Genomic DNA, 25,785 nt, shown 5'->3' with positions numbered 1-25,785 from the left:
GTCAGAGCGATCATCTACGTCGAAATGGATCTTCGACTCGGGGGGTGGGAACGCCGCCCGCAACCGAAAATCACCACACTTCAGAAAGTTTCGGTAAGGGATTGCATAGATCATGTCCAATGAGTAGCTTCCGGGCAACACCCCCGAAACAACTTCGCGGAGGCCCCCGGTGGTCTGGCCACTCCTCCCACGACGCGCGAGAGCGACCCTCCTGACAGGCGCCGGACTCACGACGGCCCTGATCGCCTCCTGTCTCGCCGCGCCCCCTCCTCCCGCCGCCGCGGCGCGGCCGCCCTCCCCGTTCACCGGCACGACGGCCATGGCCGCGCCGCAACCGCTCACCGCCCCGACGGTCTCCGGCTCCCCCGTGATCTCGGGGCTGAGCCGTACGGCGGAGCCCTCCGACGCCGGCCTCGCCCGCGACGCGCTCCGCGCCGACCTGAGCCGCGAACGGTTCTACTTCGCGATGACCGACAGGTTCGCCAACGGCGATCCCGGCAACGACCGGGGCGACCTGTCCGGTGACCGGCTCGCCACCGGGTTCGACCCCACGCACAAGGGCTTCTACCAGGGCGGCGACCTCGAGGGACTGCTCGGCAGGCTCGACTACGTCAAGGACCTCGGCAGCACCGCGATCTGGATCACTCCGGCCTTCCGCAACCGCCCCGTCCAGGGCACGGGCGAGAACGCCTCGGCCGGTTACCACGGCTACTGGATCACCGACTTCACCAGGATCGACCCGCACCTGGGCACGAACGCCCAGATGAAGCGGCTGGTGCGGGAGGCGCACCGGCGCGGGATGAAGGTCTTCTTCGACATCATCACCAACCACACGGCCGACGTGATCGACTACCAGGAGAAGAGCCGCTCCTACCGGTCCAAGGGGGCCTACCCCTACGTCGACGTCAAGGGCGTGCCGTTCGACGACCGGCGCTACGCCGGCGGGAACGCCTTCCCCGAGGTCGGCCCCGGATCCTTCCCCTACACGCCGATCGCGCCGATGAACGCCAAGACGCCGTCCTGGTTGAACGATCCGACGATGTACCACAACCGAGGCGACTCGACCTTCAGCGGCGAGAACTCCGAATACGGCGACTTCTTCGGCCTCGACGACCTGTGGACCGAACGGCCCGAGGTGGTCAGGGGCCTGACCGACGTCTACAAGACCTGGGTGCGCGACACCGGTCTCGACGGCTTCCGCATCGACACCGCCAAGCACGTGAACATGGAGTTCTGGGAGAGGTTCTCCCCCGCCCTGCGCGGCTACGCGGCCGGACTCGGCAACAAGCGGTTCTTCATGTTCGGCGAGGTCTACTCCGGCGATCCCGGCTTCACCAGCCGCTACTCCACCCGTGGCGGGATGAACGCCACCCTGGACTTCCCCTTCCAGGAGGCCGCCCGCGCCTTCAGCGGCGGCACGGCGGGCGCGGAGAGACTGGCCCGGCTCTTCGCCGGGGACGACTACCACACCGACGCCGACGGCAACGCGGCGTCGCTGCCGACCTTCCTCGGCAACCACGACATGGGCCGCATCGGCCGGTTCCTCACCCAGGACAATCCGGGGGCGCCCGACTCCGAACTGCTTCGCAGGGACCTGCTCGCCCACGAACTGATGTATCTCACCCGCGGCCAGCCCGTGGTCTACTACGGCGACGAGCAGGGCTTCACCGGCAAGGGCGGCGACCAGGACGCCCGCCAGCCGATGTTCGCCTCCAGGACCGACAGCTATCTGAGCGACGACCTGATCGGCACCGCGGCCACCCACGCGCAGGACAACTTCGTTCCCGCCCACCCGCTCTACCAGGGCATCTCCGCCCTCGCGAAGCTCCGTGACGCCCATCCCGCCCTCGCCGACGGCGCCCAGATCGAGCGCCTGGCCGCGGACGGCGTCTACGCCTTCTCCAGGATCGACGCCCGGGCACAGGTCGAATACGTCGTCGCGGTCAACAACGCCGAGCGGGCGGCGACCGTGAACGTGCCGACCTTCTCCGCGGACACGGCCTTCACCAGGGTGTACGGCGAGGCCGCCGCGGAGTCCACGACGGGCGCCGACACCAGGCTGACGGTGACCGTACCGGCCCTGTCCGCGGTGGTCTACCGGGCCTCGGCGAAACTCGCCGCCCCGGCGGCGGCGCCGGCGATCTCGATCGCCCTGCCCGGTGCCGAGATCCGGGGGACGGCCGAGGACGGCCGGATCCCGGTCTCCGCGACCGTACCGGGAACGGGCTTCGACCAGGTGACCTTCGCCGCCAGGTCGGGTGACGGCCCCTGGAAGGTGCTCGGCACCGACGACGCGCCGAACTCCTCGGGCGGGAGCCGTACCTTCCGCGTCTTCCACGACCTGCGTGACATCCCGGCGGGCACGAAGATCACCTACAAGGCGGTCGTGAAGGACTCCGCGGGCAGGTTCGCCGCCGCGACCGCGACGGCCGCCGTCGGCCCCGAACCCACCCCGCAGGAGCCCGGCGCCGTCCGGCGCGACTGGCTGATCGTGCACTACGGGCGGCCGGACGCCGACGGCTGGGGCCTGCACGTCTGGGGCGACGTCGACAGACCGACCGAATGGACCAGCCCGCTCCCGCTGACCGGCGAGGACTCCTACGGCAGGTTCGCCTGGATCAAGCTCAAGCCCGGCGCCACCGACGTCGGGATCATCGTCCACAAGGGCGACGAGAAAGACGGCGGTGACCGGACCGTCAACCCCGCCAGGACCGGCGAGGTCTGGCTGGCGGCGGGCGATCCCGCCACCCACGCCTCCCGTGCGGCGGCCCAGGGCCACGCGACCGTCCACTACGGCCGTCCCGGCAAGGACTACCAGGGCTGGGGCCTGCACCTGTGGGGCGACGGGCTCGCCGACGGGGTGCCCACCGAGTGGGCCGCGCCACGCCCGCCGGACGGCACCGACTCCTACGGCGCGTTCTGGAAGCTCCCGCTGAAGAACGCCTCCGCCCCGGTGAACTTCATCATCCACAAGGGCGACCTCAAGGATCCCGGCCCCGACCAGGCCTTCACTCCGGCGCTGCAACCGGACGCCTACGTCGGCTCGGGCGTGGCGAAGGCCCATCCGACCCGCGCCGCGGCCGAGAACGTCGCGATCCTGCATTACCACCGGCCGGACGGGAATTACGACGGCTGGGGACTGCACCTGTGGGGTGACGTGGCCGCTCCCACCGAGTGGGCCACCCCGCTCCGGCCCACGGGCGAGGACGGGTTCGGGGTTTACTTCCGCGTCCCCCTGACCGAGGGGGCGAAGAACGTGAGCTACATCATCCACAAGGGTGACGACAAGGATCTGCCGGACGACCAGGCGCTGGACCTCACCGCCGTGGGCCACGAGGCCTGGCGGGCGGCGGCCACCGAGGGCTACCTGCTGCCCCAGCCGCCGGCCCGCGGCGCCGACGCCGACCTGACCAAGTCGGCGGCGCACTGGATCGACCGCGACACCCTCGCCTGGAAGGTCGAGCCGTCCTCCTCCCTCCACTACTCCCTTGCCTTCTCCGGCAAGGGCGACATCGCGCACACCGGGGGCGACCTCTCCGGCGACCTGCGGATCATCCGGCTGATCCCCGGGGCGCTCACCGACGCCCAGAAGGCGAGATGGCCGCACCTGGCCGCCCACGTCGCCCTCAAGGTGGATCCGCGCGACGCCGGCCTGGTCGACGAGGCGCTGCGCGGCCAGCTCGTGGCCGTCGAGCGGGACGCCTCGGGCGCCCTGCTCACCGCCACCGGCGTGCAGATCCCCGGCGTGCTCGACGACGTCTACGCCAAGGCCGCCGGTGCCGAGTTAGGCCCGACCTGGCACGGATCCCCCCGTTTGTCCGTCTGGGCGCCGACCGCGCGGAAGGTGGAGCTGGCGCTCTACCGCGACGCCTCGGGCGCCGGCCGTACCGTCCACCGGATGCGGCGCGACGACGAGACCGGCGTCTGGTCGGCGCGGGGACCGTCCTCCTGGAAGGGGCGCTACTACACCTTCCTGGTCACGGTCTACTCGCCCGCCGCGGGCAAGGTCGTCACCAACGAGGTGACCGACCCCTACAGCCTGTCGCTGGCCGCCGACTCCGTCCGCAGCCAGGTGGTGGACCTGTCCGACCGGTCCCTCGCCCCCGACGGCTGGGCCTCCCTGGCCAAGCCCGAGGCGGTGGCCCAGAACAGGGCGTCGATCTACGAACTGCACGTGCGTGATTTCTCCGCCTCCGACGCCTCGGTCCCCGCCGGGCGGCGCGGCACCTACGCGGCGTTCACCGGGCAGTCCGCCGGGATGAAGGAGTTGCGCAAGCTCGCCGAGGACGGGCTGACCCACGTGCACCTGCTACCGGTCTTCGACCTGGCGACCGTCCCCGAGCGCAGGGCCGACCGCGCCGAACCGGACTGCGACCTGGCCTCGATGCCCGCCGACTCCGAGCGGCAACAGGACTGCATCGCGAAGGTCGCCGCCAAGGACTCCTTCAACTGGGGCTACGACCCGCTGCACTACACCGTGCCCGAGGGCTCCTACGCCTCCGACCCGGAGGGCTCCGGCCGGATCAAGGAGTTCCGGGGGATGGTGGCGGGACTGAACCGGGCCGGGCTGCGGGTGGTGATGGACGTGGTCTACAACCACACCCACGCCGCCGGCCAGGACCCCACCTCGGTGCTCGACCGCATCGTGCCCGGCTACTATCACCGGCTGCTCGACGACGGCGCCGTGGCCACCTCCACCTGCTGCGCCAACACCGCCCCCGAGCACACGATGATGGGCAGGCTCGTCGTCGACTCCGTCGTCACCTGGGCCCGCGACTACAAAGTGGACGGTTTCCGGTTCGACCTGATGGGCCACCATCCCAAGGCGAACATGCTCGCCGTCCGCGAGGCCCTGGACCGGCTGACCCTCGCCGAGGACGGTGTGGACGGCAAGTCGATCATCCTGTACGGCGAGGGCTGGAACTTCGGCGAGGTGGCCGACGACGCCCGCTTCGAACAGGCCACCCAGCTCAACATGGCGGGCAGCGGCATCGGCACCTTCAGCGACCGGCTGCGTGACGCGGTGCGCGGCGGCAGCCCGTTCGACGCCGACCCCAGGATCCAGGGCTTCGGCTCCGGCCTGGCCGGCGCGCCGAACGGGTCGGCGGCCAACGGAACGGCCGAGCAGCAGCGCGGTCGCCTGCTGGGGTATCAGGATCTGATCAAGGTGGGGCTCACCGGCAACCTGCGCGACTACACCTTCACCGCCTCCGACGGCAGGCGGGTCAAGGGCTCGGAGGTCGACTACAACGGCTCCCCTGCCGGCTACACGGCCGCGCCGGACGAGGTCGTGACCTACGTGGACGCCCACGACAACGAGACGCTGTTCGACGCGCTCGCCTACAAGCTGCCGCCGGCCACCCCGATGGCCGACCGGGTGCGCATGCAGTCGCTCTCGCTGGCCACCGCCGTGCTGGCACAGGGCGTCTCGTTCGTCCACGCCGGCAGCGAGCGGCTGCGCTCGAAATCGCTCGACCGTAACTCCTTCGACTCCGGCGACTGGTTCAACCGGCTGCTGTGGGACTGCTCGCAGGGCAACGGCTTCGGCGCGGGCCTGCCGCCCAGAGCGAGCAACGAGGACAAATGGGCCTATGCCAGACCGCTGCTCGCCGACCCGGCGCTCAGGCCGGACTGCGCGTCGATCGCCTCGGCCCGGGCCCGCTACGGCGAGCTACTGAAGATCCGCTCCTCCTCCCCCGCCTTCGCGCTCGGCTCCCTGGCCGAGGTGCAGAAGCGGCTGACCTTCCCGACGAGCGGCACCGCGGAGATCCCGGGTGTCGTGACCATGCACCTGGACTCCTCGGGCATCGACCCGCGCTGGAAGTCGATCACCGTCGTCTTCAACGCGACCCCCGAGACACAGCCGCAGACCGTGGCCGCGCTGAAGGGCGCCCGGGTGACGCTCCACCCCGTCCAGACGGCCGGCGACGACGCCGTCGTGAAGCGGTCGGCCTTCGAGCCGGCCACCGGCACGCTGACGGTCCCGGCCCGCACGGTCGCCGTCTTCGTGCAGTCCTAGCGCGTTCGCGCAGTGCTAGCGCAGCCCGGCAAAGGCGCCGGGCCGGGTGTTGCGGCACCCGGCCCGGCCCGGGGGTCGTACCCGCGACCCCGCGGGGCTCCCCGCAGGACCGCTGTGGCGGGAGTCACGGTCACCCCCGCGGTCGAACGAACTAGCCGGAAACGCCGGCCAGGCCGTTTTCGAGGTGGCCCATCACCCGGCGGTGGAAGAACGGGTCCTCGGCGACGGTCAGCCGCAGGTCGTACCAGCCTGACGCGGTGTCCCAGCCGAGCGAGGCCCGGCCCCCCGGGACGACGGGCACCTCGCGCCGGCCGGCGCCGTAGGACAGTGCTTCGACCGTGAACGTCAACGCGGCCGGGCCCGGGTTGACGATCGTCACCGTGAGCCTGTGCCCCTCAGCGTGGGAGGTCACCGCCGCTCGGGCGGCCGAGCCTGTTCGGGTTCCGGCGAACTCACGCCGGAACCCGTTCGGGCCGGTGAGGACCAGCCGGTAGGCGTCCGCTTCCAACGGAACGGTGAGAGACTGCGCACCGAGCACGTCGAAATGGCGGGGAAACTCGAATTCCCCCGCGTACGGGTAGAGCCCGAAATGGCTACCCCGCTCCCCGGTGTCGGTCATGGTGACGACCAGCCCGTCGTCCTCCAGGACGGCGGACGCCTCGGACCGGTAGGACAGCGGCCGGGCGGGCCGGGTGCCCGGCTCCTGCGCGGCCAGCCGCGGTGCGGCGGGCGGCGTCGCCGGCCAGCGCATGCGGAACGGGGGGACGGACACGGCCGCACCGGCCTTCGGCACGAGCGCCGGGACCGGAACCGGGACCGGAACCGGAACCGGAACCGGAACCGAGGTGAAGTCGAACGCCGAGGTGAGGTCGCCGGCGACACGCCGCCGCCACGGGCTGATGTTCGGCTCCGCGACGCCGAGCCAACGTTCCACGAACCGGATCGTGGATGTGTGGTCGAACACCTCCGAGCAGACGTACCCGCCGACGGTCCACGGCGACACGACCGTTGTCGGCACCCGGTAACCGAGCCCGATCGGGAGTCCGTCGATGAATTCCCCCTCGGTGCCTTCCGGTGGCAGCGGCGGCGGCACGTGGTCGTAGAAGCCGTCGTTCTCGTCGAAGGTGAGGAAGAGGGCCGTCCGTTCCCACACCGAGGGGTGTGAGGCGAGCGCGTCCAGGATCTCGTAGACGAGGCCGGCGCTATGCGCCGGGCTGGACGGGTCCGGGTGCTCGGAGTACGCCTCGGGCGCGACGATGTAGGAAACCTGCGGAAGCCGCCCCTCGGCCACGTCCGTGCGGAAGGACGCGGCGAGCGACCCCGGCGTGACCCTGCGCAGTCCGCGCTCGTAGGCCTCCCGATCGGCGGGGGTGAGCTCCGCGACCCCTTTTTCCAGGGCCGCGAGCATGCCCTCCCGTTCCGCAGGCAGCAGGACGGCCGACACATAGAAGGAGTGCAGGCTCCGGTACGGCGTGTGCCGCAGGGCCTCGCGCGCGACCCTCTTGAAGGACGCGAAGTACTCCATCGAGTTGCACTGGTAGTTGTCCCACTCCTGGTACACCCGCCAGGTCTTGCCTGCCGCCGTCAGCCGCTCGGGGTAGGAGGTGTGGGTGTAGCCGGGATGGGTGTCCTCTTCACAGGCGTCGTTGGCGGTGGTGCGCCGCCCGGACGGCTCGTGGCCGACGGTCCCCGACCAGTGGTACAGGCGGTTGGGATTCGTCGGCCCGAACATCGAGCAGTGATAGGCGTCGCACAATGTGAACGTGTCGGCGAGCTCGAACTGGAACGGCAGATCACGGCGGTCGAAGTGGACCATCGCGCCGGCCCCCTTGCCCGCGATCCAGCCGTCGTGCCAGCCACCACCCCGGGTCCGCTGCCCCGTGTCCCATTCGTGGTCGACACCCTCGACATATTGGAGGTCACCTTCGCTCAGGTCACGGTCGCCCGTCCCGGCGCGCACCGGGTAGGGAAGCACTCCCGACTGGTCGAACACCGGCCGTCCGTCCGGCAGCGTGATGGCGTTGCCGTCGCCGAACCCGCGCACTCCGCGCAGCGTCCCGAAATAGTGGTCGAAGGATCGGTTCTCCTGCATGAAGAACACGACGTGCCGGAGGGAGTCGAGCCCCCCGGGCGGCGCAGGCCGGGCCAGCGCCGCCCGCAGGGACGGGGGAAGAGCGGACAAGAGGGGACCCTTCAGATTTTGCGGCAGTACAGGGCGTCGGGCGTGCCGTAGCGGCCGACGTTATAAGAGAACGCGATCCCGGCGGCGTACTCGTCGGACGCGCACTGCGCCTTGTGGTAGCCGTAGGCGTAGTCACCGCCCTCGCCGGAGGCGGGACGGCTGTCGCCCCTGTCGTCCCACACCGTCCGTCCAGCCCCGGCGAGCGGGGTCCGCCCGGGGGCGCAGAGGACCGCCGACACCTTGTCCCCGCGCAGGCTGTAGCCCATCATGAACTGGCCGGCGGGGCACTGGTACTTGGTGAACGTGGTCGCCCAGTCAGTCGTGACGTTCTCGCTGCTCACCACGGTGGCCGGGCCGGAGGCCCACAGATCCGCCGCCCCGGCGTCGGTGCACAGGCCGCCCTGGCCCTTCTGGCTGATACCGATCATGCGCTGGTCGTCCGGGCAGGACAGCTTGTGAGCCCCCTGGTCCCAGTCACCCCGGGCCCGCATCCGTGCTGACTGGTCGGCGTCGGCGTGGATGCCCTGGAGCATGGACCAGGTCCGGACGGGGGTGACCGGCCCGGTGCGTCCGGTGGCGGCGATCAGGCGGCGCCAGTGCGTCCCCCGCCAATCGTCGGTGTCGAGCACGCTGCGCAGTCCGCCGCCGACGGCGTAGCGGACCAGGCCCCAGGTGTTGCCCTGGTCGTTGTCCTGGAAGCCGACCATCGGCCAGTAGGCGAAGTCGACGTCGTTGTCGACGAGGAAGTCGATCATGTTGCCGAACCAGGCCTTGTCCTGGTCGGTGGCGACCTTGCCGACGCCGAACTCGCTGATCCACACCGGGGCGGTGAAGTGCCGGTCCGGCGTGCTCGCCACGTAGGTGGCGCTGTCGCGCATGACCGCGAAGAGGTCGGGGCGGCTCAGCTCCCGGTAGCGGGCGTCATGGGTTTCGCCCAGTCCGGTCGCGCCGGTGTGCCGCGGGCCGGTGTAGCCGTAGAAGTGCGCCGCATAGACGAGCTTGTGCGAGCGGATGAGAGTCTGCGAGAGCGTCTGAAGCGGTTTGAGCAGCGGCCTGTCGTGCCAGAGCCCGTCGACCGGGATGCCCGACCAGTTGATCCCCTCGATCATGATCAGCAGGTCCGGGTTGGCCTCGGCGAGGATCCGATCACCCGCCCGCTGGGCGGCGGCGGCCCAGTCGTGGTCGTCGCCCATGCCCCAGTTGGGGTTGTCCCAGGTGTCCCGGCGCACTTCGTTGCGCAGGTCGGCGCCGACGACCCGCTTGTTGGCCCGGTACCGCCCGGCCATGAACACCCAGTCGTCCAGCCATTTCTGGACGCTCTGGCTGCTGTTCCAGCGTTCGTTGCCGTCGACGCCGCAGCACCAGCGGGTGGTGGTGGTGTGGTTGTTGAGGATGACGGCGAGCCCGCCGGCGGTGAGGGCCTCGATGACCTTGTCGTAGACCTGGAGGGGGGTCAGGCCGCGCAGGTTCGGGTTGGCCGCCACGCCGACGTCGGTGACGGGCCGCGCGTCGGTGATCATCTCGTTGGAGAACGGCAGCCGGATGCTGTTGACGCCGAGCGTGTGGAAATCCGCGATCAGTTTGCTCATCGGGACCCGGTCCAGGCCGAGCGGGACTCGGTGGGAGGTCTCCGACGCGTAGTTGTTGGCCGGGTTCTCGTCGTCGCCGCTGCCGGTCCAGGTGCCGCTGGCGCCGTGCCAGTTGCCGGACTGCAGTTTGAACCGTTTTCCGGTGGCGTCCACGATGTAGCGGCCCCGGGTGCTGAGCGGCCCCTCCCAGGATTCGGCGAGAGAGAGCGGCCCCGCGGCCTCCGCCGTGGCCTTCGTGGCGGTGACCGCCGCCGCGGGCTGGGAGACCGCGGCCAGACCGCCGAGGGTGAGGACGGCGGCGAGAACCGCCGGCAGTGCTTTCGTTCTCATGAGGGCACCTCAGAGAGGGAAGGACGCGCGAGAGCCGCGACGTCATGGGGGGTGAGAATCATGAGCTCAGTCCTTCACACCACTGGCTGTGATGCCCTGGACGATATAACGCTGCGCGACCAGGAAGATCACGACCAGCGGGAGGATCGTGACGACGGCGCCGGCGAACAGCGCGGGAAGGTTGATCGTCTGGGAGGTGAGGAAGGTGGACAGCGCGATCTGAACGGTCCACGAGGTGGGGTCCTGGCCGATGACGAGGGGCCAGAGGAAGGCGTTCCAGCTCTCGATGAACGACAGCGCGCCCAGTGAGGCGAGCATGGCGCCCGAGTTGGGCAGCGCGAGCCGCCAGTACACGCCCAGATGACCGAGGCCGTCCAGGCGGCCCGCCTCCTCGATCTCCTGGGGGAACTTCAGGTAGAAGTTGCGGAACAGCAGCACCGAGAACGCGTTGAACAGGCCGGGAGCGATGACACCCCACTGGGTGTTGACCCCGTCCATCGCGCTGACCAGCACGAAGCTCGGCACGAACGTGGCCGAGGTGGGGATCATCAGGGTGACGACGATGAAGCCCATGATCACGCCGCGGCCGGGCACGGGGATGCGGGCCAGGGCATAGCCGGCCATCGAGCCGAGCATGACGGAGGCCGGCGCGGTGATGATCGCGATGAGGAACGAGTTCCAGAGCGCCTGGCCCATCGGCACCGACAGGTCGTCGAACACGTCCCTGAAGCCCTGCAGGCTGAACGGGTCGGGCAGCCAGTGCCAGTCCGGATCGGTGACCTGCGTTCCGGTCATCAGCGCGGCGCGCAGCATGAGGTAGAACGGCACCAGGAACAGCGCGGCGGCGACGCCGACGACCAGGTAGGTCAGGACCGTCCCGAGATTCTTGCGCATGGTCAGTCCTTCCGGCCGAACCCGACGAGGCGGCCCTGCAAGAGGGTCACCAGGACGATCAGCAGGGTCAGCAGGAACGCGCCGGCCGAGCCCACCCCGTAGTTCTGGTCCTTGAGCGCGGAGTCGTACAGGAAGACCAGCGGCGGCCGTACCGGGGCGGCGGAGCTGCCCGCGGCGGTGCCGAACACGTTGTAGAACTCGTCGAATGCCTGGAACGCGGCGATGAGGATCAGCATGAAGATCGCCACCGAGGTGTTGCGCAGCATCGGCAGGGTGATGTGCCGGAACTGACGCCACCGGGATGCGCCGTCCAGCGCGGCCGCCTCGTACAGGTGAACCGGGATGGCCTGCAGGCCCGCCAGGAACAGGATCATGTAAAGACCGATCTGGAGCCACAGCCGCAGGGTGACGATCACGATCCAGTACAGGGGCGGGTCGGTGCTGGAGATCCACGGTTGGACGTCCCAGCCGAAGAACTCACCGATGGTGTTGGCGACACCGGACGGCAGACCGTTGAACAGGCTCATCTTCCAGACCAGGGCGGCGGCGACGTAGGAGACGGCGGCCGGGATGAGGAAGGTGGTGCGGAAGAAGGCCCGGCCCCGGCGGAGCCCGTTCAGCAGCACGGCGAGCCCGAGCGCGATGCCGAACGTCACCGGGACGATGAAGATCGTGAACGCCACGATCCCGGTCATCGAGGACCGGAACGCCTCGTCCTGGAGCAGGAACGTGTAGTTCTCCAGGCCGACCCAGTCGCCCAGGTCGACGGTGCCGCGCGCGTCGCTGAAGCTGAGCAGGAAGCTCCAGCCGATGGCTATGTACTTGAACAGGCCGAGGCCGAGGAGCATGGGCGCGGTCAGCAGGACGAACGCGCCCACGGCCCGCCAGTCCGTCCGCCGTTCCCGGCGGACGGTCCGGCCCCCGGCCGGGCGTGCCGAGGTGGCCGCACGCCCGGTCGTGGCGGTGTCTGACATGCTCAGGCCAGCTGCTTGTCGAGCTCGGCCTGGCACTTGGCCGCGGCCTCGTCGAGCAGCGCCTTGGCGTCGCCCCCGCTCTTGGCTATCTTCAGGACGGCCTGCGCGAACAGGGAGTCCATCGTGGTGTTCCACAGGTTCGGGTAGGCCTTCCCGGTGTTGGCCAGAATGTCGGCGGCGTCCTTGGCCGGGCCGGAGGTGAACTCGGTGGTCTTCGCGGTGACGCTCTTACGCGCCGGAACGTGGAACCCGTAGCTGACGCACCAGTCCTTCTGCAGCTCCTCCTGCTTGATCCAGAGCCACTCGATGTACTTCCTGGCCTCTTCGGCGTGCTTGCTCTTGGCGTTGGCGACCGCGAACCAGCCACCGATGCGGGAGACGGGCTTGCCCGCGTCGCCGAACTTCGGCCACGCGACGACGCCGAAGTCGTCGCCGAGCGCCTTCTTGATGGCGGGCATGGCCCACAGGCCGCACCACTGCATGGCCGTGGCGCCCTGGACGAACGCGCCGGGGTCGTACCAGTCGGTGGTGAAGTCCTGCAGCAGCGACTTGTCGTCGTGCAGCTGCTTGAGGGCGGAGATCGCGGCGATGCCCTCGGGCGAATTGAAGACGACCTTCTTACCTTCGGTGTCGAGCAGGTCGGCGCCGTTGGACCACAGCAACAGGTAGGGAGCGTTGCCGAGGCCGTCGGAGCCGATGAACAGGCCCTTCTGCGCGCGGGTGGTGAGCTTCTTGGCGGCGGCGGCCAGCTCGGCGTAGGTCTGTGGCGGAGTGATCCCGGCCTTCTCCAGGACGCTCTTGCGGTAGTACAGCACCATCGCGTCGTCCATCATCTTCAGGCCGTACAGCTTGCCGCCGACCGTGGCGGACTCCAGCGCCACCTTGGCGTACTCGCCCTCCTGGCCCTTGACGATGTCGTCGAGCGGCGCGAACAGCCCGTTCTTGACGTCGATGTACTGGAAGTCGCCGACCTCGAACAGGTCGGGCGCCTGCGGGGTGAGCAGCGTCGAGTGGAGTTTCGCGGAGTAGTCGCCCGCGATCCAGGTGACCTTGATCGCGACGTCCGGGTTGGCCTTGGTGTACTCCTTGGCGTACCGGATTGCGGCCTGCTGGGTGCCGGCCTCGCCGTAGGCGTGGTACCACTGCTCCAGCGTGACCTTGGCCCCGGCCTTGACGGCGTCGTCCTTGCCGCAGGCCGCCAGGGCCATGCCGCCGACGAAGAGAAGCGAGCCGCCCAGGAAGGCTCGGCGGGATGTCTGGAAGGTGCTCATATTGGGGGGTTCCTTTCGGAAATAGGCACCGGGACCCGAGGGCCCGTGGAGCAGGCCTTGGTGCTGAATGCCGCTAACTGGATGGTGTGACGAGAGACTGGATGGCGACGGCCGCCGCGCCGCGCGCCCATTCCTCGAACGGCAGGGGACGGATGACCAGGCCGCACCGCCCCGCGCTGCCATAGGCCTGGACGGCGAACGCCTCGCGGATCGACTCCTCGAACAGGTCGTAGGCGTCGAGGCCTTCGCCGGAGACCACGAGCCGTTCGGGGCCGAGGAGGTTCGCCACCACGGCCAGGCCGAGGCCGATGGCCCGGCCGACGGTGGCGAAGACCCCGCGGAGAACCTGGTCGCCGGAGCGGGCCAGATCGACCGCCTGTTCGATGGTGAGGTCGTCCGTACCGGTGGCGCGGCGGGCCTCGGTGAGCAGGGCCTGCGTGGAGGCCAGCGCCTCCAGGCAGCCCATCGCGCCGCAGTGGCAGTGCGGTCCCTCGATGCCGATCGGCACATGGCCGATCTCGCCGGACACGCCGAACGCGCCGGAGACGAGACCACCGTTGACGACGAACGCACTGCCGATGCCGGTGCCCACGGTGACCAGGGCGAAAGAGGACGCTCCGACGCCCTCGCCGAACCACTGCTCGGCCACCGCGAGGGCCTTGACGTCGTTCTCCAAGGTCGTGATGAGCCCGGTGGCCTCCTCCAGCAATCCGGCGAGCGGGACGTCCCGCCAGCCGAGGAACGGAGAGTAGCGGACGGTGCCGGTGCTGCGGTCGGCGTCACCGGAAATGGCGATGCCGAGCCGACGTGCCCGTCCCCGGAAATCGGGGTGCTCGTCCAGCAGCTCCGTGACGAGAGCGGCGATGACCGCGACCACGTCGGCGGGTTCCATGGGGGTGGGGGCATCGGGGGCGGCGGTCCGCACGTCGAAGCCGGGCAGGGCGTGATGACGGGCGGCCACGATCCGGGAGCCGAGGTCGGTGACCACCCCGATGAGATCATCGCTGGTGATCTTGACGCCGACGAAGTACTCACGCTCCGGCACGATCGCCAGGGGACTGGCGGGTCTGCCCGCGCCGGGCGCGGTCCGCTCGGTGGACGCCAGTTCCCGCAGGTAGCCCGCCTCGATGAAGGGGCGGGCCGCCTTGGTCACGGCCGCCGACGACAGACCGGTGAGCCTGCAGACGTCGACCCGGCTCACCGGGCCCCGGGTGAGGACCATGGTGAAGACCGCGGCGGCGGCGGGGCTGGTGATGGGCGCCCCCGGATCCTGGCTTCTCGGCATGCCGGTTACCGTAGGGTTAATTAATTAACTTCGTCAAGAATTTAATTTCAACGACTTAGGTTCTACGATTCCAGAGCGTCACCCCCCGAGGAGCACTCCGCTGTGATCGAGTTCGACCCCACGCACCGAATCTGGCTGCTCAGCACACCTGCGAGCGCGTACGCGCTGCGGCTGGACGAAGACGACACCCTCTGCCACGCGCACTGGGGGCGGCCCCTGACCCTGGAGCAGGCGGCGGCCGTGCCACGTTTCCGGAATCCGGCGGAAAGCACCTTCGAGCACCCGCGGGAGGGTGAGGCGGAGCTTCCGGTCTCCGGGTTCGGGCCGTCCGCGCTGCAGATCCGCTTTCCCGGCGGTGCACGGGAGATCGAGTGGCGCTACGACGGGCACGTGGTGGACGGCGGACATCTGACGATCCATCTGCACGACCGGCACTATCCGCTCGCGGCCGAACTGCACTATCGGGTGCGCGAGGACAGCGACGTGCTGGAACGGTGGACCGTGCTGCGGCACACCGGGACGGACGCGCCGATGGAACTGCTGCGCGCGGACTCGGCCTCATGGAGCGTTCCCCGCCTGCCGGACTACCGGCTGAGCCAGGTGACCGGGGCGTGGAGCAGCGAGTTCCGGCTGCGTCGCGAGCCCGTCCCCGGCGGAGAGACCGTGCTGACGAGCAGGCGCGGTGTCTCAGGACATCACGCCAACCCGTGGATCATGATCGACGACGGCGGGGCGGGCGAACACCACGGCGAGGTGTGGAGCACCGCGCTGGCCTGGAGCGGCAGCTGGCGGGTCACGGTGCACCGTTCGTCCGCCGAACGGCTGTGCTGGACCGGCGGGTTCGGCCACGAGGGCGTCACCTGGTGGCTGGGGCCGGGCGAGTCCCTGGAGACCCCGGTGTTCGCGGGGCTGTACAGCGCCGGCGGGTTCGGCGGCACGAGCCGGGCCTGGCACGCCTACATCACGCGGCATGTGCTTCCCGCCGGATCCGAGCTACGTCCGGTGATCTACAACTCGTGGGAGGCGACCGGCTGGGCGGTGACCGAGGAGGGGCAGAAGCGGCTCGCGGCGCTGGCCGCCGAGGTCGGCGCGGAGCTGTTCGTCATGGACGACGGCTGGTTCGGTGCGCGCGACAGTGACGGCGCCGGGCTTGGCGACTGGGCGCCGAACCCCGGCAAGTTCCCCGCGGGGCTGGACCCACTGATCGCCGAAGTGCGGCGACTCGGCATGCGGTTCGGGATCTGGGTGGAGCCGGAGATGGTCAACCCCGACAGCGACCTCTATCGCGCCCATCCTGACTGGGTCCTGCATCAGCCGGACCGGCACCGCACGCTGCTCCGCAACCAGTTGGTGCTCGACTTCGGCCGGCCCGAGGTGGCCGCGTGGGCGCACGGCTGGCTGGACCGGCTGGTGGACGGGCACGAGATCGACTTTCTCAAATGGGACATGAACCGGGCCTTCACCGAGGCGGGACGGCCCGGGTCCGGTGATCCGGGCCGGGTGTGGATCGACCATGTGCGCGGCGTCTACGACATCATGGACCGGCTGCGCGCCGACCATCCCCGGCTGCGGATCGAGACGTGCGCGGGCGGCGGCGGCCGGGTGGACCTGGGCGTGCTGCGCCGCACCGACGAGGCCTGGACCTCCGACAACACCGACGCCGCCGACCGGATCGCGATCCAGCACGGGTACGGGCAGCTCTATCCCGCGCGGACGATGGCCGCCTGGGTGACCGACAGCCCGCACTTCCTGACCGGCCGGGACCTGCCGTTGCGGTTCCGGTTCCATGTGGCGATGGCTGGAGTGCTGGGCATCGGCGGTGACCTGCTGAGCTGGAGCGCCGCCGAGCGGGAGGAGGCCGCGGAGTTCGTCGCGCTCTACAAGGAGATCCGGCCGGTCGTGCAGCACGGCGTTCAGTACCGGCTGGGCGATCCGCCGCTGACCGGTGTGCAGTACGTCGCGGACGAGCGGGTCGTCGTGCTCGCCTGGCGGCTTCCCACCTCTTTCGGCGTCTCGCCCGTCCCGCTGCGGCCGCGCGCTCTGGACCCGGACGCCCGCTACCGCGACGACGACACCGGGATCGTCCATCATGGGGCCGTCCTCCTGGCCCACGGCCTCCCCCTCGACCTGCCGGGCACCGGCTACGCCAGCGCTCTCGTCCGCCTGACCCGCCTGCCCTGAAGCGGTCTCGACCCGGGCGGGCGGTTCACCGCGCCCTCCATGGCTCGCACCGCGGCCGTCACGTGCGGAGCAGCGTCGCCAGGCCCGGGTAGTCGACGACGATCCCGTCGTCGTCGAGGGTGAGGTCGGCGCTGAAGCCCTCGCTTTCGTAGCGCACAGCTCCCGAGCGCAGGTGCGTGTAGCGCTGGGGGTGGCGGATCACGTGCAGGTGGGGAACCTGCACCCAGGCCATGACGAAGTCGATCCGCCCCTCGCACTCGTTGAGGCCGTGGCGGAGCACCGGCATGGTATTGGTCAGCGGCGAGAGTCCCAGGTCGCAGTCGAGCGCGTCGTTCAGGATGTTCATGTCCCCGCCGGGCGGCGGCCCGTCGAGACGGCCCTCCTCCTTGGTCTCGCATGACCAGGTGCCGTGGGCCGAGCGGCGCAGGTCGAGCGCCCGGTGCCAGCCCGTGCCGTGAGCCCGTACCGACAACAGCTCGGTCACGTATCCGGGGAGGGTCCGCAGGGTGTATTCCAGCCGGTAGGGCGTGGGGTTCGCGCCGATCGCCACGCCGACCGCCGTCAGCTCCGCCCCGAGACCCACCTCCGCGTATTCGGCGCCCTCACCCTTCATCCACACGAGCCCGCGCATACCTGTCCCCCTTTGGCCCGCCTTCCCCACCTCTTCGCGAGATGGCCGGCGGCACCGACGTACCCCTGCAGGGCCGGCGCGAACCGCCGCCCGCGCACGGGCGTCGTCCCGGAGCCCGCCGCGCGGCGCGGCAGGCCGTACCGGCGGCGGGAAAGGCCGTCGCGGACGATCCGGGCCTCGCCCACGATCCCGGGCGTTACCATCTCGCCATGCTGACCCACGAGCGGGAGATCACCGTCCCCGTCGACCTGTGCCTCCCGGACGGGCGCCTCGATCCCAGGGCCGTCGGCTGGACGCGGCGCCCGCTGCACCGGGCGAACCTGCGCGGCTGGGGACGGGCCAAGCGCTGGGAGTACTGGGGGATCGTCACCCCCTCCCACGTGATCGGCCTGGTGGCGTCGTCGCTCGACTACGCGGGCGTGCACGGCGTCTACGTCCTGGACCGCGCGACGGGCACGGAGCTGGCCGAGGACGCCGTGGTGCCGCTGGCGCGCGGAGCCACGATGCCGGAGCGCAGCGGTGCCGGGACGGCGTCCGTCCGGGGTGGCGGCGTGTCGATCGACATCGATCAGCGTCCGACCGGCACGTCGCTGCGCGCCGTCGCGCCCGGCGTCGAGGTGGATCTGGAGGTACGGCTACCGGCGGGGCACGAGTCGCTGGGCGTGGTGATTCCGTGGGGGCCCCATCGGTTCCAGTACACGGTCAAGGACGTCGGGCGTCCGGTGCGGGGACGGCTGCGGCTGGCGTCCGGCGAGCACACGGTGAACGAGGAGGACTCCTTCGCGGTGCTCGACCACGGCCGCGGCAAGTGGCCGTACTCGGCCACCTGGAACTGGGCGGCCGGCAGCGGTCGCGGCCGGGCGATCCAGCTCGGCGGGAAATGGACCGACGGCACCGGTATGACGGAGAACGCGCTGTTCGTGGAAGGACGGCTGCACAAGATCGGCGAAGAGCTGGCGTGGAGCTACGACCGGACCGACTGGCTGCGTCCCTGGCGGATCGCGGGTCCGCGGGTCGAGGTGGAGTTCACCCCCTTCCACGAGAAGGTGACGCGGACCGAGCTCGGCGTGGTGGGTGCGGAGACTCACCAGTGCTTCGGCCACTTCGCCGGGCGGGCGCGGACCGACGACGGCGCGTGGATCGACCTCGACGGCCTGGTGGGCTGGGCGGAGGAGGCGCGCAACCGCTGGTAGCCGTCCCCGAGGCGGAAGGTCACACCTGCTCTTGCCGTCCACCGGGCGGTCGCGTTGCCACACCGTTTCGCGGTCTGTGCGACCGTTGGAAATCCACAGTGACATGTGCGAGGCGTTCACGACGCCGGCCCGCCTCACCCGGCCGCTGTGTCGGCGCGGGCACCGGCACCACCGGGGCGGGGCGGCGGCTCGCCGGCCGTTCTACACGAGGAGACCGCAGGTGCCCACCGAATACGAAGCGAAAGTGCTCGACATCGACCCGGACCGGGTCACCGATCTGATCACGTCTCTCGGCGGGCGGCGGACTTCCAGCGCCCGGCTCATGCGTCGCTACGTCTACGACATCGTCTCCGGTGACGCGGGCCGATGGGCCAGGCTCCGGGACACCGGAACCGAGATCACGCTGGCGGTCAAGGAGATCGCCGGTGACGGCATCGACGAGACCCATGAGACCGAGATCGCCGTCTCCGGCTTCGACACGACCAACGAGCTGCTGGGCAGGCTCGGCTTCACCCCGAAGTCCTATCAGGAGAACCGGCGCACCAGCTTCGCCTTCGGCGGCGCCCGGCTGGAGATCGACGAGTGGCCGGGAATCCCGCCGTATCTGGAGATCGAAGGCGACAGTCGTGAGCACGTCATCGAGGTCGCCCGGCGGCTCGGCTACGACGAGCTGCAGCTCACCGGCGAGAACACGATCAAGGTCTACGCCGGGCACGGCATCGACCTCACCGCGGTCACCGATCTGAGATTCGGCGTGTTCCCCGATGCCCGGCACAGGGCGTCCGGGGAATCCGGGTGACGCGACCGGCGCGGTCCTCCATGCCGGCGGGTGGTTCCCGCGAGGTCGCCTCCCCTTGCGGGTGATCATGCCGACCCGCCGTCTCACTGGCCCTGATTTGGGCATATTTCCAGGAAAGGGATGAGTAGGCCGATCGGGGGCGGGTCGGCCCCTGCCCGGAGGCGGGGGCGATCTCCTTCCCCCGGGGGAGGACGCCATGAACGCCGTCCGGATGAACCTGGAGCGGTTGGAGATTCCGGCCGCGGACGTCGTGTTGGAGGCCGACATCGCGGTGCCGCGGCCCGCGCACGGGATGGTGCTGTTCGCGCACGGCAGCGGCAGCAGCCGCCACAGCCCGCGCAATCGCCATGTGGCGGGCGAGCTCCAGCGGGCCGGCCTGGCGACGGTCCTGGCCGACCTCCTCACGCCGCGGGAGGAAAGAGCCGATCTCCGCACGGGCGAGGTGCGCTTCGACATCGACCGGCTCGCCGTACGGCTGGCGGCGCTGGCCGACTGGCTGGTCGAGCATGAGCCCACCGCCGGTCTGCGCGTCGGGCTCTTCGGCGCCAGCACGGGTGCGGCGGCCGCTCTCGTCGCCGCCGCGGCCCGGCCGGCCTTCGTGAGGGCGGTCGTCTCGCGGGGCGGACGGCCGGACCTCGCCGGCGCGGCGCTTCGATCGGTTCGCCAGCCGACGCTGCTGATCGTCGGGGAGTGCGACCCCGTTGTGATCACGCTCAATCAGGAGGCGCTGAAGGAGCTGGGCGGTGAAAGATGCCTGGAGACGATCCCGGGGGCGTCGCACCTGTTCGAGGAGCCCGGGGCGCTGGAGCAGGTGGCCGAGCTGGCCAGGGAGTGGTTCCTGCGCCATCTGACGCGGGCGCCCCGCCCGCCCGGCTCCTGATCCCACGCACGCTTCCCGGGGTCGTCCGCCTGTCCGCCGGACCCGCCCGTCGACGCCCCGCCGCGGACCCGCTGGCCTTCGCGGACGTCGACCACTGGGTCGAGGCGGGCCGCGTCGCCGAGCGCGGCCTGCTGGACGCGGTCTTCCTGTCCGACACTCCCGGCCTGTGGGGCGACATCGGCACCGACCCCCAGGGCGCCCACTTCCTCGAGCCGACGCTGATCCTCACCGCCATCGCGCGGGCCACCGAACGGATCGGCCTGATCGGCACGGCCTCGACGAGCTTCAACGAGCCCTACAACATCGCACGGAGGTTCAAGTCGCTCGACCTGATCAGCCACGGCAGGGCCGGATGGAACGCGGTGACCACCTTCGTGCCCGCCGTCGGGGAGAACTTCGGGCAGGCCGGGGTCGCCTCCCGCGAAGACCGTTACTCCAGAGCCGAGGAGTTCGTGGACGTGGTGCGGGCGCTGTGGCGAAGCTGGGAGCCGGACGCGCTGACCCCGCGCGGCACCGGATGGAACGGGCATGTCACCGCGGTCGGCACGCCCGAGCAGGTGGCCGAGCGGCTGACCGGTCTCGTCGAGGAGTCCGGAGCCGACGAGGTGCTGGTCGTGACGAACATCCCCGACCCGGGCGAACGTAAGGAGTCCTACCGCCGCCTCGCCGACGTGATGGGGATGGGCCCGCGGGACGAGCCGCTCCGCTGAGACGGGGCGGCCGGGTTCTCGATCACCCTGGTCGGCCGTTGGGTTCCAGGTCAGCGGTGATCGTGGACGCGATCTTCTCCAGCACGGAGGTGAAGAGGTGCCGCTTGTCCGGGCGTGCCTTGCCCGCGGCGTGCCTGAGGGCGGGGATCGCCGGCGCGCCGAGGAGGACGAGCCCGTCGGAGGCGGCCTTTCGGACGGCGGGGTGGGAGTGCGTGAGCAACTCGACCAGTGCGGGGATGGCCGGCTTCCACGCCGCGTGGCACAGGGTCTTGACCGCCGAGCGCACGATGTCGGGTTGCCGGTCGTCCAGCAGCAGCGAAGTCTGCTCCAGGTAGTCCCCGTGGCTCATCACCTTGCGGGAGATCCGGTGGGCGTGCAGCCGGACTCTCGCCTCGGGATGGCCGAGCGACTCGGCGAGTAGTTCCTTGAGCTCGGGATCGCGATCCGCCGGCCGGTCCGCGTCGTGTCGGCGCAGGCGGGCGGGGTCGTCGTCGTAACGCTCGGCGAGCAGGGTCAGCGCCCGGCGGATCTGCTCGGGGTCGCCGGTACGGGCCAGGTGGAGCAGTTCCGCCCGGGGCGGCCGTTGTTCCCGGGCGGCCGCTTGCGGGGCACGGGTCCGGCTGCGGAGCGCCGAGAGAGCGGCGGAGTCCTGCTGGGCCGCATCGGGATCGCGTAGCGGCCCTTCCACCAGCACGATTTTGTCCGCGAGATCGTCGCGTCCTTCTTCGCGTAGCCGCCGGCGCGCCCGCACCAGCGTGGGGGTACGCAGCAACGCGACGCCGGAGATGAGATCGAGCAGACCCCAGGCTCCGGCTTCGAGGCGGCCGGACAGGATCTCGGCCAAGACGTCGGGGTCCGCCTTGCGCAACGCCCGCTCGGCTGAGACGTGAAGAGAGGGTCCGCCGTGTTCCCACCATGACAACAACGGGGGGATGAGCCGTTCCATGTCCAGCGGATCCAGATGGGCGGCGACGCGGGCGATCCGTTCGCAAGCCGCGTCGTCGCCGGAGTCATGCTCGCCGGCCTCGCGCAGTTCGGTATCGCTCATGAGGGTCAGGGCATGCGCGAGATCCGCGGTGACGGTGAGGTCGACCCGGCCGTGGAGGAAGGCACGCGACACCGTGAGCCGGAACCGGGGTTCGGGCCAGCTCAGCAAGGCCCGTGCCGCGGCTTCGCGTTGATCCTGAACGGGATCGTCCAGCATCTCCAGCAGGCGTTCGTACAGGATCGCTGAGCGGGGCTGGTCCCGATCACCGGGACAAGGTACGCGGGCGGTCGACGCGGACCGGCGGGCGTCCTCCGCGATGGTCCATGATGGCGCGTCGAACGGCTGCAGCTCGATCATCCAGTCCAGCAGGACGTCGCGCACCTCCGTGCCGGCCGCAGGAAAAACGCCGATCAGCGCGTTGAGCCGGTCGCGCGAATCCACTGGGCGTCCGTCGCGACCAGCACTGGCGCGGTCTCCGGGAGGGGCCTCGTCAGAGGCTTGGGAGTCGAGACCGTCCATGGGCCTGTCGGCGACGCGGAATCGCCGGAGGGCGTCAGGTGTGCGGGCGGCAGCGGCGAGGGCCTCCCGCCATCGGCGTACGGCGGGGCGCTCGTGCACCTCACCGCCGCCGCTCGACGCGGCGGCGGTGACCGGTCGCGGCAGCCCGAATGCCTCCCGCAGCACCTCCTCCTCGGCCGGCCACGGATTCGCGCCCGCGCGGGCGGCGGCCAGCGCCCGCCCAAGATCGACACGGGTCAGCACCGCGCCGCATCGGCGCAGCAGCACCAGCACGGACCGGCTCCCCGCGGCCTCTGGCGGCAGCGCGCGAATCCGCGCGGCGATGTCGAACAGGTCGGTGGAGGACAGCCGCACGACAGTGTCTTCAAGCAGTGCGAGGAGACGGTCGCGGTGAGCATCGCCGATGTCGGCCAGCCCTGCGACCAGCGTCCGTACCGACCGAGCGAAGGTTCCCATCTCGCCGGCCGTCCACGGCGGCGGGCAGAGCCGTAGCGTGAACCGCAGGACCCGGCTGCGATGTTCTGGCCCTTCGGCGGCCAGTTCCAGCCAGCGTTCCAGCATCGGCCGGAGCCGGCTCAGCCGTTGGGCGGTTGGCTCGTCGGGGTCCCGCTCGTACCTTTCCACAAGGCGCCGTGCGATCTCGGTGTTCCAGCCACGGCTCGCCAGGGCGTCGAGGTCGGCATCCGGCCGGGCGGCCGGCGGCGTGATGCCGTGGGCTGTCATCCGGTCTGCCAGTTCCGCAGCCGTACCCGAACCAAGGGTGAGCCGGCCTGCGGCGACGAGGGAGATCAGGGTGGCCCCGGCCTGTGACCCCTGGTCGGCCAGCGCGCCGACGGCACGGGCGGACAATACGCCATCGAGGCCGTTCAGCAGCAGGTCATGGGTACGGTCGTCGCCGGCGCGGTCGGCCGCGGCGACGACGGTGGCGGCGTAGGCGTCGCCGAGGATCGTCCGCAAAGCCTCGATGAGCGCGGCACGCAGACCCGGGTTGTCGTGCCGGCCGAGCCAGTACAGCAGCTTCGGCACAGCCACCGGGGCTCCGGCGTGGATCAACGCGGTCGCGGCGGTCTTCTTGACGTTCATGTTGGGATGGTCGAGACAGGCCGCGACCGCCGCGGCGGCCCAGCACGCGCGCGCGTGCCCGAGCGCGAGCAGCGCCTGCCGTACGGTCTGCACGTCGGAGGCGGTGGTGAGCGGGATCAGGCTCGCCGACAACGCCTGTGCGTCCTCGCCGTCGGCGTCGCGGGCGAGTAGCGCGATGACGTGCTTGCGGACGTGGCGGTCACGGTGGCGTAGCAGTGGATGTACTCGTGACCGGATTCCGCGGTGGGAAGTCTGGAGGAGCAGGCTGAGCAGGATCATCTGCTCAGCCGCCGTGAGCGCGGGGCGGTCCAGTAGATCGAGCGCGATGCTCGCCACGAGCGCGTCGCCGGCCTCCCGCGCGTCCGCGGCGTCCAAAAGACAGCGCGGCCGGATCTTCCCCCTTTCGTGGAGGCGGCCACCGAGGTCGCCGACGGCCGCGACGACTTCCGGCGGCACCGCCGGTTCGCCGCCGCCGCCGGACGCGCCCGGCGCCCAGGAGGCCGCGAGGTCGGACACGACCCGCAGCAGAAGGTCGGCGATGGCGGGCACCGTAGTGGAGCCGCCGTTTCGCGCCAGCCTGCACAGGGCGGCCACGGGCTCATCCGGGTCCAGGCCCGCGCGGAGCAACGCCAGCTCCCGTTCGTCCGGGCCTCCAAGGTCGACGACGATCCGACGAGGCAGATCCTGCGGGTCGAGCCGAACCAGGATCGACTGTCGCCGGTCGGGGTCCTCGGTGAGATGCCACAGCACTTCCAAGGCCCGGCGGCGAATCGGCCGCAGGTAGGACACCACGGTACCGACAGCGTCTCCGCCCTCTGCCCCGTCCAAGCCCAGCCCGTCTCGCAGCGCCGTGACCGTCCGGTCTCCGCCCACGGCTTCAAGAGCCTCCAGCGCCGCCGCGGGTGACCGTGGTAGCGCGGCGATGACGGCCTCCTCGGCGGCCGTATGGCACAGCGCGCGGATCGCTCCCAAGAACGGTCGTGGATCCGGCGCGATACGCAGCAGGCCGGTGACCTTTTCCCCCACCGGCAGGTCCCCGGTGCCCTGAGCGGCCAAGGCGACCAGGAGTTCCAGCCGCCGCGGCCAGTGCGGATCGTCCGCGGCCGCCGCGGTCAGCTCCTGGAGCGTCTCTCGTCGGCACGTGAACAAGATGGTGGCGACCTCGCCCGCAGGCACCGAGTGGTCGGCGATCGCCAGGCGCACGATCGCCGGTGCGTCCTCGCCCGCTGGGAAGTGTCCACGCCGGTGTAGGCCGCGCAGGCACCGGATGGCCGGCCCGGCGAGCAAGAGCGGGTCGATCGCGGCGATGCCCGCGAGGTCCCGGATGTCGTCGCGGCTCGCAAGGTCCCCGAGCAGTTCCAGCGCGCGCCGTCGGAGCACCGGGGGCCGATTCCGGTCGGCGGCCACGTCGCGGAGCACGTCCTGATGCCCGTGGTGTGCTGCGGCTTCGATCGCCGCGTCGGCCACCGCGGAGACGGCGGTGCCGGGCTCGGTCCTGAGGAGTCGGTACAGGTGCTCTCGTGGCAGCGGATCCGACGCGGCCCAAGGCTCTGACAGCTCACGCAGCGCGGCCGCGGCGAGGTCGGCCGCGGCGGCGTCCGTGCCGGGTTCCCCGGCGATCGATCCGACGAGCCCCACCACGAGCCGCCGGGCTCGTGCCGGTGCCAGCAGACCGGCGTGTAGGGCCTCGCGAGTGATCCGCAGAGCCTCCACCCGCAACACAGGATCGAGCCGGTCCGACAGCTCCCGGGCGAAACTCTCTGGTTCGTCCACGTCAACCGCGCCGATCCCGCGGACGGCCTGGTAGAGCAGTTCGCCCTCGGGTTCGTTCCGCAAGGTCTCAGGCCGGTCAGTGATCTCGGCGCTCAGCCAGGCGATCTGGACCCGGGTCGGCAGATCCGCCTTGCGCCACTGCGGCCAGGGTCGGGGACGGACATGGGCCCGCAGCTGGAGATAAAGGTGTGCCAGAGCCAGCGCCGCCTCCGGCGGGCCATCCAGCGAGCCCGGCAACGACGCCGCGAATCCGGCCTGCTCGGAACGGTCTTCGTCGCGTCTCGCGTCAAGGCGTTCGGCAAGGCCTACCAGGCCCGGTCCCCGCAGTCGTGGATCCTCATGCCTGATGAGAAGCCGCAGGGTGGCCGGCGGACACCTCAACGGATCAAGGCTGGTGGAAAGCAGGTCCGCATCGGCGTGGCGTATGGCGGTAAGGACCGTATCGTCGACCGACGTCATGCGCTATCAACTCCAGCCGGACCGG

General features: G+C 70.7%; 14 protein-coding genes. 6 read left to right on the top strand and 8 right to left on the bottom strand.

The features are described 5' to 3' along the window. Positions 1-169 precede the first annotated feature (169 nt). Positions 170-6,019, top strand: a complete 5,850-nt coding sequence (gene pulA, locus ACQPYK_RS17380) for a pullulanase-type alpha-1,6-glucosidase (RefSeq protein ID WP_433256416.1) — start codon at positions 170-172, stop codon at positions 6,017-6,019. 151 nt (positions 6,020-6,170) lie between these two features. On the opposite strand, the gene ACQPYK_RS17375 is transcribed toward pulA, so the two are convergent. From ACQPYK_RS17375 to ACQPYK_RS17350, 6 genes are all read right to left on the bottom strand, one after another. Further along, positions 6,171-8,201 (bottom strand): phosphocholine-specific phospholipase C, encoded by a 2,031-nt coding sequence (locus ACQPYK_RS17375; RefSeq protein WP_433256414.1) that lies wholly within the window; start codon positions 8,199-8,201, stop codon positions 6,171-6,173. 11 nt (positions 8,202-8,212) lie between these two features. Next, positions 8,213-10,120, bottom strand: a complete 1,908-nt coding sequence (locus ACQPYK_RS17370; protein ID WP_433256412.1) for a glycoside hydrolase family 5 protein — start codon at positions 10,118-10,120, stop codon at positions 8,213-8,215. A gap of 66 nt (positions 10,121-10,186) precedes the next feature. Beyond that, complete coding sequence (locus ACQPYK_RS17365; RefSeq protein WP_433256410.1) at positions 10,187-11,014, bottom strand: carbohydrate ABC transporter permease; 828 nt, start codon at positions 11,012-11,014, stop codon at positions 10,187-10,189. 2 nt (positions 11,015-11,016) lie between these two features. Further along, on the bottom strand, positions 11,017-11,988 hold the full coding sequence (locus ACQPYK_RS17360; RefSeq protein WP_433256409.1) for a carbohydrate ABC transporter permease: 972 nt from the start codon (positions 11,986-11,988) through the stop codon (positions 11,017-11,019). 2 nt (positions 11,989-11,990) lie between these two features. Next, on the bottom strand, positions 11,991-13,259 hold the full coding sequence (locus ACQPYK_RS17355) for an ABC transporter substrate-binding protein (protein WP_433256407.1): 1,269 nt from the start codon (positions 13,257-13,259) through the stop codon (positions 11,991-11,993). A 73-nt stretch (positions 13,260-13,332) separates the two neighbouring features. Continuing rightward, the gene (locus ACQPYK_RS17350) at positions 13,333-14,544 is read right to left on the bottom strand and encodes an ROK family protein (protein WP_433256405.1); all 1,212 of its coding nucleotides are present in this window, start codon (positions 14,542-14,544) and stop codon (positions 13,333-13,335) included. A gap of 102 nt (positions 14,545-14,646) precedes the next feature. Between ACQPYK_RS17350 and ACQPYK_RS17345 the strand changes: the two genes are divergently transcribed. Further along, the gene (locus ACQPYK_RS17345) at positions 14,647-16,725 is read left to right on the top strand and encodes an alpha-galactosidase (RefSeq protein ID WP_433256403.1); all 2,079 of its coding nucleotides are present in this window, start codon (positions 14,647-14,649) and stop codon (positions 16,723-16,725) included. Positions 16,726-16,783: 58 nt separating this feature from the next. Here the strand turns inward: ACQPYK_RS17345 and ACQPYK_RS17340 are convergent, their stop codons facing one another. Continuing rightward, positions 16,784-17,356 (bottom strand): putative glycolipid-binding domain-containing protein, encoded by a 573-nt coding sequence (locus tag ACQPYK_RS17340; RefSeq protein WP_433256401.1) that lies wholly within the window; start codon positions 17,354-17,356, stop codon positions 16,784-16,786. Between the two features lie 41 nt (positions 17,357-17,397). Between ACQPYK_RS17340 and ACQPYK_RS17335 the strand changes: the two genes are divergently transcribed. From ACQPYK_RS17335 to ACQPYK_RS17320, 4 genes are all read left to right on the top strand, one after another. Continuing rightward, positions 17,398-18,549 carry a DUF2804 domain-containing protein gene (locus ACQPYK_RS17335; RefSeq protein ID WP_433256399.1) on the top strand — a complete coding sequence of 384 codons (1,152 nt, stop codon included), beginning with the start codon at positions 17,398-17,400 and terminating at the stop codon, positions 18,547-18,549. Positions 18,550-18,769: 220 nt separating this feature from the next. Beyond that, entirely contained in the window at positions 18,770-19,348 is a 579-nt protein-coding gene (locus ACQPYK_RS17330; protein WP_433256398.1) for a class IV adenylate cyclase, read from the top strand. Between the two features lie 196 nt (positions 19,349-19,544). Next, positions 19,545-20,228 (top strand): dienelactone hydrolase family protein, encoded by a 684-nt coding sequence (locus ACQPYK_RS17325; protein ID WP_433256396.1) that lies wholly within the window; start codon positions 19,545-19,547, stop codon positions 20,226-20,228. Further along, the gene (locus ACQPYK_RS17320; protein WP_433256394.1) at positions 20,180-20,938 is read left to right on the top strand and encodes an LLM class flavin-dependent oxidoreductase; all 759 of its coding nucleotides are present in this window, start codon (positions 20,180-20,182) and stop codon (positions 20,936-20,938) included. Before ACQPYK_RS17325 ends, ACQPYK_RS17320 begins: the two co-directional genes overlap by 49 nt. Positions 20,939-20,960: 22 nt before the next feature. Here the strand turns inward: ACQPYK_RS17320 and ACQPYK_RS17315 are convergent, their stop codons facing one another. Further along, on the bottom strand, positions 20,961-25,682 hold the full coding sequence (locus tag ACQPYK_RS17315) for a HEAT repeat domain-containing protein (RefSeq protein ID WP_433256392.1): 4,722 nt from the start codon (positions 25,680-25,682) through the stop codon (positions 20,961-20,963). Positions 25,683-25,785: the final 103 nt, after the last annotated feature.

Source organism: Streptosporangium sp. CA-135522 (assembly GCF_050949235.1).
GTDB lineage: Bacteria > Actinomycetota > Actinomycetes > Streptosporangiales > Streptosporangiaceae > Streptosporangium.
The sequence above is the reverse complement of the archived record's forward strand: the minus strand, read 5'-3'. Positions and strand labels throughout refer to the sequence as shown.